14 protein-coding genes are annotated in these 14,716 nt (G+C 60.9%); 6 read left to right on the top strand and 8 right to left on the bottom strand.

What is annotated here, in order from left to right; all coding sequences use genetic code 11:
- Window positions 1–185 precede the first annotated feature (185 nt).
- The 3 genes from BMZ91_RS15515 to BMZ91_RS15505 are packed head-to-tail and all read left to right on the top strand — an operon-like array spanning window position 186 to window position 1,570.
- Entirely contained in the window at window positions 186–644 is a 459-nt protein-coding gene (locus BMZ91_RS15515) for a c-type cytochrome (RefSeq protein ID WP_092840878.1), read from the top strand.
- A complete protein-coding gene (locus BMZ91_RS15510; RefSeq protein ID WP_092840876.1) occupies window positions 644–991 on the top strand; it encodes a hypothetical protein in 348 nt (115 codons plus the stop codon). The genes BMZ91_RS15515 and BMZ91_RS15510 overlap by 1 nt, the downstream gene beginning before the upstream one ends.
- A 45-nt stretch (window positions 992–1,036) precedes the next feature.
- Window positions 1,037–1,570: a cupredoxin domain-containing protein gene (locus BMZ91_RS15505; RefSeq protein WP_092840874.1), complete on the top strand. Its 534-nt coding sequence runs from the start codon at window positions 1,037–1,039 to the stop codon at window positions 1,568–1,570.
- A gap of 67 nt (window positions 1,571–1,637) precedes the next feature.
- Here BMZ91_RS15505 and BMZ91_RS15500 read toward each other — a convergent pair whose 3' ends face one another.
- Window positions 1,638–2,543: an EamA family transporter gene (locus BMZ91_RS15500; RefSeq protein WP_092840872.1), complete on the bottom strand. Its 906-nt coding sequence runs from the start codon at window positions 2,541–2,543 to the stop codon at window positions 1,638–1,640.
- A 609-nt stretch (window positions 2,544–3,152) separates the two neighbouring features.
- Here BMZ91_RS15500 and BMZ91_RS15490 point away from each other — a divergent pair.
- Window positions 3,153–4,193, top strand: coding sequence for an aromatic ring-hydroxylating dioxygenase subunit alpha (locus BMZ91_RS15490; RefSeq protein ID WP_092840867.1), 1,041 nt, complete (start codon window positions 3,153–3,155; stop codon window positions 4,191–4,193).
- A 102-nt stretch (window positions 4,194–4,295) separates the two neighbouring features.
- The gene (locus tag BMZ91_RS15485; protein WP_092840998.1) at window positions 4,296–4,985 is read left to right on the top strand and encodes a histidine utilization transcriptional repressor HutC; all 690 of its coding nucleotides are present in this window, start codon (window positions 4,296–4,298) and stop codon (window positions 4,983–4,985) included.
- A 45-nt stretch (window positions 4,986–5,030) separates the two neighbouring features.
- Here the strand turns inward: BMZ91_RS15485 and hutU are convergent, their stop codons facing one another.
- From hutU to hutI, 4 genes are read right to left on the bottom strand one after another with little or no spacing between them, the layout of a single operon-like run.
- Window positions 5,031–6,698, bottom strand: a complete 1,668-nt coding sequence (gene hutU / locus BMZ91_RS15480) for a urocanate hydratase (protein WP_092840865.1) — start codon at window positions 6,696–6,698, stop codon at window positions 5,031–5,033.
- A complete protein-coding gene (hutG, locus tag BMZ91_RS15475) occupies window positions 6,695–7,495 on the bottom strand; it encodes an N-formylglutamate deformylase (RefSeq protein ID WP_092840863.1) in 801 nt (266 codons plus the stop codon). The genes hutU and hutG overlap by 4 nt, the downstream gene beginning before the upstream one ends.
- Window positions 7,492–9,030, bottom strand: coding sequence for a histidine ammonia-lyase (hutH, locus tag BMZ91_RS15470; protein ID WP_092840861.1), 1,539 nt, complete (start codon window positions 9,028–9,030; stop codon window positions 7,492–7,494). The genes hutG and hutH overlap by 4 nt, the downstream gene beginning before the upstream one ends.
- Window positions 9,027–10,238, bottom strand: coding sequence for an imidazolonepropionase (gene hutI, locus BMZ91_RS15465; protein ID WP_092840996.1), 1,212 nt, complete (start codon window positions 10,236–10,238; stop codon window positions 9,027–9,029). Before hutI ends, hutH begins: the two co-directional genes overlap by 4 nt.
- Window positions 10,239–10,323: 85 nt before the next feature.
- Here hutI and BMZ91_RS15460 point away from each other — a divergent pair, with 85 nt between their 5' ends.
- Window positions 10,324–11,682: a formimidoylglutamate deiminase gene (locus tag BMZ91_RS15460; protein ID WP_092840859.1), complete on the top strand. Its 1,359-nt coding sequence runs from the start codon at window positions 10,324–10,326 to the stop codon at window positions 11,680–11,682.
- On the opposite strand, the gene BMZ91_RS15455 is transcribed toward BMZ91_RS15460, so the two are convergent.
- The 3 genes from BMZ91_RS15455 to BMZ91_RS15445 all read right to left on the bottom strand — a co-directional run bounded on the left by BMZ91_RS15455 (window position 11,643) and on the right by BMZ91_RS15445 (window position 14,649).
- Complete coding sequence (locus tag BMZ91_RS15455) at window positions 11,643–12,230, bottom strand: HutD/Ves family protein (protein WP_092840857.1); 588 nt, start codon at window positions 12,228–12,230, stop codon at window positions 11,643–11,645. The two genes, BMZ91_RS15460 and BMZ91_RS15455, sit on opposite strands and share 40 nt — an antisense overlap.
- 61 nt (window positions 12,231–12,291) lie before the next feature.
- Window positions 12,292–13,614, bottom strand: coding sequence for an acetamidase/formamidase family protein (locus BMZ91_RS15450; protein WP_092840855.1), 1,323 nt, complete (start codon window positions 13,612–13,614; stop codon window positions 12,292–12,294).
- 111 nt (window positions 13,615–13,725) lie between these two features.
- Window positions 13,726–14,649: a hypothetical protein gene (locus BMZ91_RS15445; protein WP_092840853.1), complete on the bottom strand. Its 924-nt coding sequence runs from the start codon at window positions 14,647–14,649 to the stop codon at window positions 13,726–13,728.
- Window positions 14,650–14,716 lie beyond the last annotated feature (67 nt).

Below are 14,716 nucleotides of genomic sequence, written 5' to 3'. Positions count from 1 at the left end.
AGAACGCGATTGCGGGCAAAGATCAAGGATACATTTCGTTACAAAATTAACCTCACTGAATCCGTGGATTTGCTTGACCTTCCAGCGCTGGAACATGGCAGATGCCCGATCGAACGTCAGTGTTTTCTGGCGACCTGTGCGCAAGCTATTCAGGCTATCGGAGGTTTCAGAGTGGAAGATCAAGCATGAGCAAACTCGGTTGGATTGTCGTCGCGGTGCTGATTGCGGCGGGCGGTGCGTATGTCTGGCAAACCACGCGTCCCACGCCCGGCCCGGCGGCGCATTCGATGACGCCGCCAGATACATCAGATATCGAAAAGGGCGCTGCGATTGTCGAGGTTCGGCTTCCCGCCGAGCTGTCCCCACAGGGGGAGATGGGCGCACGTGCATTCAAGGCGAAATGTGCCACCTGTCACGGTGCCAATGCCGCAGGCCATGAGGGCAAGGGCCCGCCGCTTGTGCACAGGATTTACGAACCCGGCCACCATTCGGATATGGCATTCGTTCTGGCCGCGAAGAATGGCGTCAGATCCCATCACTGGCGCTTTGGAAACATGCCCCCGGTAGAGGGCGTAACGGACGCGGACGTGAAGGCGATCGCGACCTATGTGCGCGAACTCCAGAAGGAAAACGGGATTTTCTGATGGTGCCGATATGGCGTGTATGCACAACCTTTTTCGGTTGGATGGCCATAGGTGCGACCATTGCGTTTTTGTTCAGTGGTGCAGCCGCCTTTGCCGCTCAGGAACCGTCCCGGCAGGTTGAGGCGGCATCCGGTGCCGTCGATTCTGTACCCCATGAGCATGAGGACTACACCTCGACGGACAAGTGCCATCCTGGCATGGCCTGTTCTTTCGCCGCACTCTGCGTGCCGCATGACAAGGCGACGCTGACACAGATCGCATGTGACGTGGAACGGCTTGCCGTGACCGTGATCATGGACCGGTTCACGCCGGAGTTTGACCCGCCGCCGCCGCGACGGGCGAGGTGATTTCAAACCTGCACCTCTATCCTCACTCTCTAAAAGGAACCCGACATGAAACCTTCTATCAATATCCTCGCGGGCATCGCGCTCGCCCTGACCACAACAGCCGCAGTCGCCGGTGCGGGTCACAATGCCGGTCACGGCGGTGGCCATGCCGCCATGATGGGCACGCCAGGTCTTTTGGCAAATGCGGACCGCGTAATCGAGGTCAGCATGACCGAGATGAAATTCGAGCCATCGAACATCGAGGTCATGGAAGGGGAAACCATCACTTTCGTGGTCAGGAATGACGGCGAATTCGTGCATGAGTTCAACCTTGGCACTGAAAGCATGTGGCAGGGTCACATGGACGAGATGACCACAATGATGGAAACCGGCATGATGACCGCGGACACCGTCAATCACCACAAGATGATGAAGGCCGGCATGATGCATGACGATGCCAACAGCGTTCTGCTCGAACCTGGCCAAACCGCCAAGGTGACCTGGACCTTCGGCAAGGAAACCGAGATCGGGTTTGCCTGCAACGTCCCCGGACATCGCGAAGCCGGTATGGTCGGCGAAATCGGTTTCATGACGCACTGAGTATTGGCCTCGCATGACCGGCGAAAACCCGGCATCACAGCAAGGTAAGGGGCGCTTTCGGCGCCCTTTACGACTCTTGAAACGGGTGCTGCCCTGATCGGGCCGACGGATTCATGCCCGCCGGGCGCGGTCGGTTTGCGATCTGTCCGCCCCAGACAGAGCCGAGGACGATGAGCGCACCGGCGATCTGCACCGCAGTCAATGCCTGCCCCAGCCAGAGCCATCCAAGCGCGACGGCGGTCACCGGGCTCATCATGCCCAGTATCGAGACGGCACCGGGGTCAAGCCGTGCAAGACCGCGAAACCAGAGCCAGTAGGTCGCCGCGGCACCGATCAGGCCAAGCCAAGCCAAACCGACGAGGTTGGTTTGCGTGATTGTCGGCAACGGGGGCTCAAGAAACAGGGCAAATGGCAAAAGGATCAACCCACCGGCCGTCAATTGCCAGGCCGTAAACCCAAGCGGAGGCACGGGCGGTTGCCACTTGCGGCTGAGCACGGTCCCGGCCGCCATCGAGGCCGCACCGCCAAGCCCTGCGGCAATGCCGATCGGGTCAAGCGCCACGCCCGGCCCAAGCAACAGAAAGGCAACACCGACGACCCCTGTGGCGGCTGCGGCCACTGCGCCGGGGCGCACGTCTGTGCCAAGCCAGCCCCGCGCCATCGCTATAACCATCAGCGCCTGCAAGGCGCCGAGGGTGGCCGCAACGCCGCCGGGTAACCGGTAGGCCGCCACGAACAGCAACGTCCAGAACACCGCGAAATTCAGCGCACCAAGCGCAAATGCCCGCCCAAGCCAGGCCCGCGGCGGCAGGCATCGGGTCACGGCCAGCAGAAGCAACCCCGCAGGCAGCGCCCGCAGGACGGCAAGCGTGACGGGATAGCCTGCGGGGAGCATCTCGGTCGTTACAAGATAGGTGCTTCCCCAGATCGTCGGCGCCAGTGCGGTCGCCAGAATGTCGGTCGAGCGTGTCATGACTGGTGTCCTTTCACGGGGTTGCAATGCTGCGTGCTTTGGGCACGCGGTGAATGTCGTCCGGGGGGGCCGGGAATGCGGGCCATGGTTGCCTCCTTTCGGGCTGGTTTCGTCATCAGCAGGATGGGGGAGGCGGTGACGCGGAAAAACCGGCGCGCTTGCAACTCAGTCTTTACCTGCGTTGAAGAATGGCCGGAGGGTCGTGCCGGGCGGATGCGAATGAACAGGTCGACCCCGCCTTTGAGCATGTAACGTTCCGCTCATTGCGCGCCAGCGTCAATCTGGCGCCCGGCACGGCGCCAGAGGCCGCTGCGGCGGGTCCGGGCATCACGCTGGCGCAATTTTCTTTGCCTCGGTGGACCTTGATCTTGGACGGCCTGTCCGTCTGTCGGATCGCCCCATAGAAATGCCAGGCTCCTATTTTATCTGTTGGCCGCCCCTGATGCCGGAGAAGGAAACCTCAGGAAATTTTCTGAATTGGATAGCGTCAGTAGCCGGTGGCGCATAGGGTGGAAAACCTAACGGATTGGCGAGGGAAAACCGTTTTTATTTGGGTCTGTCCTTTTATAATGCCGCTAACCGCAGACAAAATCTCAGCTAGGAAGTCATATGTTTCTCAAGAATGCTTGGTACGTCGCCGCGTGGAGCGATGAAATTGTCAACGATTTGCAACAGGTAAAGGTGCTGGGCGAAAAAATTTGCATGTTTCGCAACAGCGACGGCGAAGTGATCGCCATGGAAGACGCCTGTCCGCATCGCAAGCTGCCTCTTTCCAGGGGGCGGATCAAGGGCGACACCGTGGAATGCGGCTATCACGGGCTGACGTTTGATTGCGCGGGCCAATGCGTTTGGGCCCCGGGCGGCGGGCGCATCCCTTCGGCGGCGCGCGTGCGCCCCTATCCGGTGCATGAAAAATACGGGCTGATCTGGATCTGGATGGGCAATGCGGCAATCGCGGACCCCGAAGATATCATCGACATCCCCAATTTCGACAGCCCCGAGTGGGGCATCAACCGCGGCGCGGCGATGGAGCTGAACTGCAATTACCTGCTGATGTGCGACAACCTGCTGGACCCCACGCATGTGGCTTGGGTGCATGAAACGTCCTTTGCGTCGGCCGAGACGAAGGATGCTCCGCTCCGGGTGACCAAGACTGATACGGGCGTGATCGTTCACCGTTGGATGATGGATCACGAGCCTGCGCCGTTTTACAAAAAGGTCGTGGAATTCGAGGGCAATTGCGACCGGCTTCAGCATTACGAGGTGCGCTATCCCAGCCACGCGTTGATCCGCGCGGTGTTTACCCCTGCGGGCACCGGGGGCGTCGATGGCACGCTGCACGAAAATACCTTCGTGATGGACAGCTACAACTTCATGACCCCCACGAGTGAGACCGAGACCAGATATTACTGGTTCCAGCTGCGCAATATCCGGCCAGACGACGAAGAACTGTCAAAGATGATGAGCGAAGATGTGCGCAACGCCTTTGAAGAGGATCGCGCGGTGCTCGATCAGGTTCAGATCGGGATGGATGAGAAAACATCGCCACATATTGATCTTGGCATTGATGCAGGTCAGCTGCGGTTCCGCCGCCAATTGGAAGCAATGATCGCCGAAGAGTCGATGGTCGACGCAAAGATGAGCCGGTAAAATGGCGCAGGGGCATCGCGAATGACCGTTATCTACCGCCTTGGTGAACCATTAAACTTAGGGTAGATGGTTATAAGCACAGTCTTAATGAAGGCGCGGCCAATGAAAGTCACCTATAGGGACGTCAAAACCGACATCCTGTCGAAGATCACCAAAGGGGAATGGGGGCCGGGAAGCCTTGTTCCCAATGAGATCGAGCTTGCGGGGACATATGGCTGTGCGCGCGCCACCGTGAACCGCGCCATGCGCGAGCTTGCCGATGATGGCATCATCGAGCGCCGCCGCAAGGCGGGCACGCGGGTGCGCCAAAGCCCGGTCCGTCAGGCGCGGTTCGATATTCCGCTGGTGCGCAGGGAGATCGAGGAAAAGGGCGCGCAGTACCGCTATTCTCTGGTCAGTCGCTCAGTGGTGGCGGCGCCTGACTGGCTTCGGGCGCGTCTGAAATTACCGATAGGGTGCAGGGTCGTGCATCTGGTGTGCATGCATTACGCCGACGGCGACCCCTATCAACACGAAGACAGATGGATCAATCTTGCGGTTCTGCCGCAGGCCGAAACGGCCGATTTTGCGGTGACGGGGCCCAATGAATGGCTTGTTGCCACAATCCCGTTTTCCGACGCCGAGATCAGCTTTTCCGCCGGGTTGGTGGATCTGGACCTGTCGCAATATCTTGCCAGCAAGATCGGCGATCCGGTTTTCACCGTGGAGCGGTCCACCTGGTGGGAGGGGCAGGCAGTTACCTATGTCAAGCTGTCCTATCGGCTCGGACATCGGATGACGACGCGCTATTGATGGGCAAGGGCACCGCCGCCCGGGGTAAAGCGACGGTGCAGGTCTTCAGAGAATTCCCGGCAGGGTCAAGCCATTCTCGCGGGCGCACTCGAGCGCCTCGTCATAGCCCGCATCGGCATGGCGCATCACGCCGGTGGCCGGATCGTTCCACAACACCCGCGCGATGCGGCGATCCGCATCCTCGGTGCCGTCACAACAGATCACCATGCCGGAGTGCTGGGAAAAGCCCATGCCAACGCCGCCACCGTGGTGCAGCGACACCCAGGTTGCGCCCGAGGCTGTGTTGAGAAGCGCGTTGAGCAAAGGCCAGTCGCTAACCGCATCAGAGCCGTCCTTCATCGCCTCGGTCTCGCGGTTAGGCGAGGCGACCGAACCGGAATCGAGATGATCGCGGCCAATCACGATCGGCGCTTTCAATTCGCCGCTGCGTACCATTTCGTTGAATGCAAGGCCGAGCTTGTGGCGCACGCCAAGACCCACCCAGCAGATCCGCGCAGGCAAGCCCTGAAACGAAATCCGCTCGCGCGCCATATCCAGCCAGTTGTGCAGATGCGAATCCTCAGAGAGGATTTCTTTCACTTTGGCGTCGGTTTTATAGATGTCCTCGGGATCGCCAGACAGCGCCGCCCACCGGAACGGGCCAATGCCGCGACAAAACAGCGGGCGGATATAGGCGGGCACGAAGCCGGGGAAATCAAAGGCGTTGTCCAGCCCTTCTTCCAGCGCCATCTGGCGGATGTTGTTGCCGTAATCGACGGTCGGAATACCGGCGGCGTGGAAATCGACCATCGCCTTGACCTGCACCTTCATGCTGGCGCGGGCGGCCTTTTCGACCTCTTTCGGGGCGCTTTCGCGTTTGTCTTTCCATTGCGCCATGGTCCAGCCCTGCGGCAAATACCCGTTGACCGGGTCATGCGCCGAGGTCTGGTCGGTGACGATATCGGGCCGCACGCCGCGTTTGACCAGTTCGGGAAACACATCCGCCGCATTGCCCAGCAAGCCAACGGATTTCGCCTCGCCCGCTTTGGTCCAGCGCTCGATCATCTCAAGCGCTTCGTCCAGCGTTTCGGCCTTTTCGTCGACGTATTTCGTGCGCAGACGGAAATCAATGCTGTCGGGGTTGCACTCGACCGCCAGACAGCAGGCCCCGGCCATCACCGCCGCGAGGGGTTGTGCGCCGCCCATACCGCCAAGCCCGCCGGTCAGGATCCATTTACCTTTGAGATCGCCATCATAATGCTGGCGGCCGGCCTCGACAAAGGTCTCATATGTGCCCTGCACGATGCCTTGGCTACCGATGTAGATCCACGACCCGGCGGTCATTTGGCCGTACATCGCCAGACCCTTTTTATCGAGTTCATTGAAATGGTCCCAGGTGGCCCAATGCGGAACCAGATTGGAATTCGCGATCAAGACGCGCGGCGCATCTTTATGGGTCTGGAACACGCCGACAGGCTTGCCCGATTGCACCAGCAGCGTCTGATCGTCCTCCAGCGCGCGCAGCGAGGCGACGATCATGTCGTAATCCTTCCAGGTGCGTGCAGCACGGCCAATACCGCCATAAACCACCAATTCATGTGGGTTTTCGGCAACGTCGGGGTGCAGGTTGTTCATCAGCATCCGCAGCGGCGCTTCGGTCAGCCAGCTTTTGGCCGTCAACTCGGTGCCGGTGGCGGGAAAAACGTCACGGGTGTTCTTGCGCGGATCGCTCATGATGTGCCTTTCAGGGTCGGGGCCACGGAGGCCAGTTTCGTCAGGATGGTTTTGAGGTGCAGGCGCAGGCGCGCGGCCTTGCCTTCGTCATAGCTCCATGGCGCCGCCTCGGCGCTCAGGTAGGTGCTTTGCGCCAGTTCCATCTGGATGGCGTGCAACCCTTCGGTGGGGCGGCCATAGTGGCGGGTGGTCCAGCCGCCTTTGAAACGGCCGTTGGTGATTGAGGTATAGCCCTCGGCAGCGGCGCAAATGCGCTGCGTGGCCGCTTCAATCTCAGGCGCGCAGGTGCTGCCCAGATTGGTACCGATGTTGAAGTCGGGCAGGGTGCCGTCAAACAGGAACGGAATGTTTGAGCGGATCGAGTGGCAATCATAGAGGATTGCGATGCCATGCAGATCGCGCACCCGGTCAAGTTCTGCCTGCAAGGCGGCATGGTAGGGCGCATGGAAAGCTTCACGTCGCGCTTCAATGGCGGCCTCAGTCGGCGGTTTGGTCCAGATGTCGTGGCCGTCAAAATCCGTCATTGGCACCAGCCCGGTGGTATTCTGGCCAGGATAGAGCGAAACGCCCGACGGGTCGCGATTGGCGTCAATAACATAACGGTGGAACGTCGCACGTACCGTGGTCGCGCCTGCCAGAACACCGTCATAGAGCCTGTCAATATGCCAGTCGGTGTCATCCAGCCCACGTCCGCGCGGGTTCAGATCGGCCAGGATATCCTCGGGCACAAAGGTGCCGGTATGCGGCAGGCCCAGCACTATGGGGCTGTCACCGTGATATATTTCTACAGGGTTCATGTCGCAACACCCGGCATGGTGATGCCTGCGGCGGCGACGATATCGCCCTCTGCGATCATCACCGCGGCGCGTTCCAGATCAGGCGCGAGGTAGCGGTCCTCGCCCAGTGTCGCGACATCGCGGCGCACCCGTGCGACAACGCGCTGCAAGGTGTCGCTGGTGGTGAGTGGCGCGCGAAAATCAATGCCTTGCGCGGCGCAGAGCAGCTCCACCCCCAGAATGCGGTTCAGGTTCTCGATCATCTGACCCAAGCGGCGCGCGCCATGGGCGGCCATGCTGACGTGATCCTCTTGGTTGGCCGAGGTCGGCGTGCTGTCGGTAACGCAAGGGTTTGCCAGATGCTTGTTCTCGCTCATCAGGGCGGCGGTGGTGACCTCGGCAATCATGTAGCCGGAATTGAGGCCGGGATCGGGCGTCAGGAACGGTGGCAGGTTAAAGCTCAGCACCGGATCGACAATCAGCGCCACCCGGCGTTGCGCGATGGCGCCGATCTCGGCGATGGCAAGCGCGATCATATCGGCGGCAAAGCCGACCGGTTCGGCATGGAAATTGCCGCCCGAGACGATCAGATCGGCCCCGACCAGCACCAGCGGATTGTCGGTCGCGGCATTGGCCTCAACCTCAAGTGTGCGGGCCGCCATGCGCAACACGTCCATCGCCGCGCCTGTCACCTGCGGTTGGCAGCGGATGCAATAGGGGTCCTGCACCCGCGCGTCATCGACGACATGGCTGTCGCGAATTTCTGATCCGGCCAGAAGGGCGCGCATCGTTTCGCCCGCTTCGATCTGGCCAGGGTGGCCGCGCAGGGCGTGGATTTCGGGCTGTAACGGCGCGGTTGAGCCCATGATCGCATCGGTCGACAGCGCCGATGTGACAAGCGCGGATTGCGCCGCCCGCCAGGCCCCGAACAGCCCGGCAAGGGCGAAGGCGGTGGAAAACTGCGTGCCGTTGATCAGCGCAAGCCCTTCTTTCGGGCCAAGCTCGACTGGGGTCAAACCCGCCGCTTTCAAGGCCTTGTCTCCAGACATGACCTGCCCGTCAAACTCGGCCTCGCCATGGCCCATCATCGCCGCCGCCATATGCGCCAGAGGGGCAAGATCGCCCGACGCGCCGACCGAGCCTTGCGCGGGAATGACCGGTGTCACGCCTTTGTCGAGCATGGCCTCGATCAGGCTCACAATCTCAAGCCGTACACCAGATGCACCGCGCCCAAGGCTGAGCAATTTGAGCGCCATCAGCAAACGCGCATGTCGGCGCGAGATTGCGGGGCCGACACCACAGCAATGCGACAGGATCAGATTGCGCTGTAGCGCTGCGGTGTCTTTGGATTCGATTTTGACCGAGGCCAGCTTGCCAAAACCGGTGTTGACGCCATAAACGGCATCGGTCCCCGCAACCGCCTTTGCGATGCGGGAATGGGCAAGTTCAATGGCAGGGTGGCACGCGGGATCAAGGCGCACCGATGCCTCATTCCAGAAAATTTCCGCCAGATCATCCAGCGTGACAGCGCCGGGGGTGAGGGTGAGTGTGGTCACGATGTGCCTCCGAAAATGCGGGAATGTAGAGGGTTGAAGCCGATGCGATAGGCCAGTTCGGCGGGGTGTTTGATATCCCAGACCGCCATGTCGGCGCGCATGCCGGGGGCGATGGTGCCGGTGTCCGTGAGACCAAGCGCGCGCGCGGCGTTTGCGGTCGCGCCGCGCAGCGCCTCTTCGGGGGTCATGCGAAACAGGGTGCAGCCCATGTTCAGCGTCAGCAACAGCGAATTGAGCGGCGACGACCCGGGGTTGATGTCGGTGGCCAGGGCCATCGGCACGCCATGCTTGCGCAAGAGATCAATCGGCGGTTCTTGCGTTTCGCGCAGGGTATAGAAGGCGCCCGGCAGGATGACGGCCACCGTGCCGGCATCGGCCATCGCCTTGACGCCGTCTTCATCCAGATATTCGATATGATCGGCCGATAACGCGCCATAGCTGGCCGCCAGCCTGGCGCCGCCAAGGTTGGACAATTGCTCGGCATGCAGTTTCACGGGCAGACCCAATTCACGCGCCACATCGAAGACGCGGGCGATCTGGTCGGGCTGAAACGCGATGCCTTCGCAGAACCCGTCGACCGCATCAACCAGCCCTTCGCCGTGCGCCGCACGCAGGGCCGGGATGCAGACCTCGTCGATATAGGCATCATTGTGCCCGGCATATTCGGGCGGGGTCGCGTGGGCCCCGAGAAAGGTGGTCTTCACGCGGATGGGGCGGTTTGCCATGACCGCGCGGGCGACGCGCAACATGCGCAGCTCGGTTTCGATATCAAGGCCATAGCCCGATTTGATCTCGATGCTGGTCACGCCCTCGGACATCAAGACATCAACACGGCGCAGCGCGTCGGCCAGCAATAGATCCTCGCTCGCGGCGCGGGTGGCTTTGACGGTGGACACGATCCCGCCACCGGCGCGCGCGACCTCTTCATAGCTGGCCCCGTTCAGGCGCATCTCGAATTCCACGGCGCGGTCACCACCGTGCACGATATGCGTATGACAATCGATCAAACCGGGGGTAACAAGGCGGCCACCAAGCGGCTGCTGCGCAAGGGTCGCATATTGCGCGGGCAGGTCGTTGCGCGCGCCGACCCAGTCAATCCGTCCGTCGCTGACCGCGATGGCCGCATCTTCGATCAAACCATAGGCCGTTTGCGTCACACCCATGGTTGCAACAGTCAAATCGACGAAGACCCTGTGATTCTCAGTCATTTCATTCACCATTGGCCAGAATTCGCCTTTTCTGGTACGCGTTAATGTGTAATATGTCTACACATAAAAAACGAAAGAGAGCCAAATGATTTTTGCATCGCTTGCCAGGCTGCCCGGTGGTTGGGTCGACAACGTTCGTCTCAAGGTCGAAAATGGCCGGATCAGCAGGATCGAGACCGATCAACAGCCGCAGGCCTCTGACACCCGCGTCGATACGCTGTTGCCTGCGCTTGCCAACCTGCACAGCCATAGCTTTCAGCGGGCGATGGCGGGGATGACCGAATATCGCATGGCGGGCAAAGACAGCTTCTGGACATGGCGTGATCTGATGTATCGCTTTACCGCAACCCTGACGCCCGAGCATATCGAAGCCATCGCCGGGCTTGTCTTTCTGGAGATGCAGGAAGCGGGCTATGCCAGCGTCGGCGAATTTCACTACCTGCATCATCAACCCGGCGGGGTGCCGTATGACGACCTAGGTGAGCTGTCGGCGCGGATCGCGGCGGCGGCGGCAACCACCGGCATTGGGCTCACCCACCTGCCGGTTCTCTATAGCTATGGCGGCGCGGGACAGGTGCCGCTTGAGGCGGGGCAGGCGCGGTTTGGCAATACGGTGGATCGGTTCAACGATCTGGTGGCGCGGGCAAGGGTCGCTGTTGCGAACTTGCCTGCCGATTGCCGCGTCGGTATTGCGCCGCACTCCCTGCGCGCCACATCGCCCGATGATCTGACCTCGGTCCTGAGCGCCCACCCGGCGGGGCCGATTCACATCCACATCGCCGAGCAGCCCAGGGAAGTGGCCGATATCAAAGACTGGCTGGGCGCGCGACCTGTAGAATGGCTGCTGGCGAATGTGGATGTGACGCCGGACTGGTGCCTGATCCATGCCACCCATATGACGGCGGATGAGACCGCCGATATGGCCAGATCCGGCGCGGTTGCCGGGCTTTGTCCGGTGACCGAGGCTAACCTCGGCGACGGGCCATTCAACGGCCCGGCCTATCTTGGAGCAGGAGGCGCATTCGGCATCGGTTCTGATTCAAACGTACTGATCTCGCTGACCGAAGAATTGCGCACCCTGGAATATTCCCAACGCCTGCGTGACGTCGCGCGCAATGTGATGGTCGTTGGCGAAGGGTCGGTTGGCGACACATTATATACCTGCGCGGCAAAAGGCGGCGCGCAGGCCCTTGCCCGTGGCGCAGGCGAGATTGCCGTTGGTGCCATGGCCGACCTGACGGCGATTGACAGCAAAGCCCCGGCGCTTTGCGCCTTGCGGCGTGACCAGCTTCTTGACGGGTTGGTGTTCGCCGCGAAGGACAGGGTTGTCACCGATGTATGGTCCGCCGGGCGCCACGCCGTGCAATCGGGCCGCCACATCCGGCGCGATGAAATTATCGCAGCCTATCGTTCAGCCATGCAAAGCCTGATGGCATCGCTCTGATCGAGATAGCGCAGGCTGATCTCAAGCAGGGCGTCGTCTTGGGCAAGGACAAGCGCCGCGTCTGTTTCTGTGATCAACGCGGTGTCGCCTGTGCTCAGTCGCGCCGCGTTGATCATCGGACTGCCTGAAAGCACATGAAACGCGAGGATACCCTGCATGGGCCGCCGGGCGATTTGGTCAAGCGGCCCTCGGTGCGTGATCACGTCCCCTTCGCACAGGGTCGGATCAAACATCAGGTTCAGGTCGGTCAACGGGCCGTCTTGCAGGCGCGAATGAACCTTGAGAGCGCCCTCAAAGCGCACCGGCTCCCAGAGGTTTGCCTCCAGCGAGGTGCTCGTGGTGTCGAGCGTCATCGCGCCGCCCGACACCACGGTCAGCACCCGCATCATGCCCGAGAAATCCGAAAACGCACCGTCCTGCGCCACATCCGCGCGGCTGATCGTCCAGACCACGTGGTCGCGGCGCATCCCTTTGGCGATATTACGGGTGGTGCCGCCACCGTTTTTCCAGGGAACGTCGATCAGGGCGTTCAGCGGGAGAATTTGCATCGGATCATGTCTTTTTCACAGCGCAGGGGCGGACGACAGGTGTCATCCGCCGCATTCGCTGTCAGATACCATATTGCTCTCGCGCGTAGTCACCCAGACCAACGGCGTCGAGTTTGCTCAAAGGGGCGAGGAAGGTGACCTGAATCACGCCCGGCGCGCGCCCGATCTCGATTGCGCCATTCACGGTGGCCCGGTTGCGAACCTCCGCCACCGTGACATCAAGCAGTTTTGCCGCCCGCGCCAAGCCGTTCTCGATGGCATCGTTCAGGTTTGCGGCTGTGCCGACGACCGAAATCGGGGCAAGCGGTTCCATGGTCGAGACCCCCCACTTGGTGGCAAGACGCTGGCCTTTTGCTTTTTCGGCATCGGTGAAGGGCTTTGCCAAGGGGGGCAGATCCTCTTCGAGCGGAAACAGGACCGGCCCGTCCAGTGGGAAGTTCTTGACCACTTCGACCTGTAGGGTCACGCTGCCTGAAACATCCATCGTGTGCCCGGCGATTTCGCCATCTCCCTGGCCGGCATGCATGTCGCCCATGTAAACGCCGGCCCCGCGCACTTTTACCGGGGCGACAAGGATCGCGCCTGCGCGCACGGCGTCGATATCCATATGGCCGTCGGTCTTGTGTTCGGCCAGTTGTTCGGGGGTGATCGCATAGGCATGCGGCGCCCCCACAAGGAACGCCCCGAAATCGCCGGCATTGTGGCTGTCGGGCATTGGCATCGACGGGCAGGTGCCAAGTTGCCCCATGAATGGTCGCATGCGAATAAGCGTGCCGGGCATGTCGGATGGCGCAAAGTTCAGGATCGAGTGTTGGCGGCTTTCATCCGGCAGGGCCGAGTAATGATCGGCCTCTTTCGCAATGGTCTCGGCCGCCTCTTTCGGGAGCGTGAGACCGACGGTGTGCGTATCATCGAATGTGACGGTGTAGCCGTGAACGATTTCGAAGGGTTTGACCGCATTGCCGCAGACGTCACATTTGACCGAATCCTGGCCGACGCCTTCAATATGGGTTTCGGGCCAGATCACGTCACAGACCGGGCAGCGTGCGGCGACATAGGGGTCACCAAGGCAGAAGCCTTCCGGCGAACTGTCATGGCCCGAGGCGGTGGCGATCGAGGTCACGGTGATGTCGCGGATGCGGATGGCCACGCCATCGCCGATCTCTGCACCCTCGACAAAGACAGGCTGCGTCACTTCGTGGCCGCCGCGAAGGCTGGGCGTGATCATCGGCCCCCAGCAGCCCGGCGCGGTGTTCGCGATGATTGTTCCGCCGTTTTCGACCGGGCCGAGCATCGGCTCGTGGGGATCAAGCACACTATTGGTGAATTCACGAACGACAACGCTGCGTTGCGGTGATGAGGTCGTCTTGCTTCCGTCTGGCATGGTGTTCTCTCTTTCGTGTGGAATCGGACAGCGCAAGGATAGTGTACATGGCGCAATCCGCAAACCCGCGATCCGTCGACCCAAACCGCACCCAATGATCGAGAGCTTCTTTCAGGTTGAGCCGAAGCGCCGCCCTTTTTGGGGGTGAACCGTCTCAGGGCTTGTCATGCGGTGGCATCCGACACGCCTCTGCGCCGGGCCCGCGGCTCCGCCAGGGACACGGCGGCCCGTGGCCTTGCCGGCTTCGAGAACCATGTCGAGCATCCCGACACCAAGAAGGATCGCCGCATAGATGATCAGAAAATAGATCGCATCGGCGGCGACCTGCGCCAGATAGTAAAAGCCCTGATTGGTGCCAAGGCCGATATAAATCATTACGAATTCATTCGAATACTGCGGCGTCATGAAAAGCGGGTTCTCGATCTTGTAGCCAAGAAAGAAATAGGCGATGGCCGCGGAAACCACGCTGGTGAGCAACCTGCCCCAGTGGATGAAGGTCAGCATCAGGATCGAGATCGTCATCAACCAGCCAAACACCATATCGGTCTTGTTGAAGAAGGGTTGCGACACTTCAAAGTGAACCGCGTTCAGGCGCACGTATCCCATGGCGATCGTGGCCATTATCAGGGCAACGGCGGCAAAGGCGAAACGGCCCCAGAAGTAAGGCCGCACAGGTCTGAGCATGTCTGTTTCGGGATCGGGAATCCCCAGTTTCTCGTCACACAGGTTGCGCACGGCCAACAGACCTGTCATCACCACGACCCCGAGAATGAAGTTCGAGTAGTGCTCGGAGGAGTTGCTTGTGTATCCGAAGGCGGCGAAACCGATATATTCCTGGGGCAGAAGCATCACGCCCGACCCGCTCTGGATCAGTTGGTTCATCAGAATGGTGTCGCCAGCCATCGGACCACACCCAAACGGGCATAGCAGAACGGGAATTGCGTCTGTTGCCTGCGCACTGCGCGCGCCGCCGCCAAGCACGGCGACGCTTGCCGCAGCGGCAAGCATGGGATTTTTGAGGTTGAAGCTTTTCATTGTTTTCTCCCTGGGACTGTTCATTCAGGCACCTTGCGGGGGAAAACTCTCTTTGGCGCATTCTCAT

This window comes from Roseovarius lutimaris (assembly GCF_900115165.1).
Classification (GTDB): Bacteria; Pseudomonadota; Alphaproteobacteria; order Rhodobacterales; family Rhodobacteraceae; genus Roseovarius; species Roseovarius lutimaris.
The sequence above is the reverse complement of the archived record's forward strand: the minus strand, read 5'-3'. Positions and strand labels throughout refer to the sequence as shown.

Coding starts and splice junctions, on each gene's coding strand:
- BMZ91_RS15515 (WP_092840878.1), top strand. CDS start 186: ATGAGCAAACTCGGTTGGATTGTCGTCGCGGTGCTGATTGCGGCGGGC.
- BMZ91_RS15510 (WP_092840876.1), top strand. CDS start 644: ATGGTGCCGATATGGCGTGTATGCACAACCTTTTTCGGTTGGATGGCC.
- BMZ91_RS15505 (WP_092840874.1), top strand. CDS start 1,037: ATGAAACCTTCTATCAATATCCTCGCGGGCATCGCGCTCGCCCTGACC.
- BMZ91_RS15500 (WP_092840872.1), bottom strand. CDS start 2,543: ATGACACGCTCGACCGACATTCTGGCGACCGCACTGGCGCCGACGATC.
- BMZ91_RS15490 (WP_092840867.1), top strand. CDS start 3,153: ATGTTTCTCAAGAATGCTTGGTACGTCGCCGCGTGGAGCGATGAAATT.
- BMZ91_RS15485 (WP_092840998.1), top strand. CDS start 4,296: ATGAAAGTCACCTATAGGGACGTCAAAACCGACATCCTGTCGAAGATC.
- hutU (WP_092840865.1), bottom strand. CDS start 6,698: ATGAGCGATCCGCGCAAGAACACCCGTGACGTTTTTCCCGCCACCGGC.
- hutG (WP_092840863.1), bottom strand. CDS start 7,495: ATGAACCCTGTAGAAATATATCACGGTGACAGCCCCATAGTGCTGGGC.
- hutI (WP_092840996.1), bottom strand. CDS start 10,238: ATGACTGAGAATCACAGGGTCTTCGTCGATTTGACTGTTGCAACCATG.
- BMZ91_RS15460 (WP_092840859.1), top strand. CDS start 10,324: ATGATTTTTGCATCGCTTGCCAGGCTGCCCGGTGGTTGGGTCGACAAC.
- BMZ91_RS15455 (WP_092840857.1), bottom strand. CDS start 12,230: ATGCAAATTCTCCCGCTGAACGCCCTGATCGACGTTCCCTGGAAAAAC.
- BMZ91_RS15450 (WP_092840855.1), bottom strand. CDS start 13,614: ATGCCAGACGGAAGCAAGACGACCTCATCACCGCAACGCAGCGTTGTC.
- BMZ91_RS15445 (WP_092840853.1), bottom strand. CDS start 14,649: ATGAAAAGCTTCAACCTCAAAAATCCCATGCTTGCCGCTGCGGCAAGC.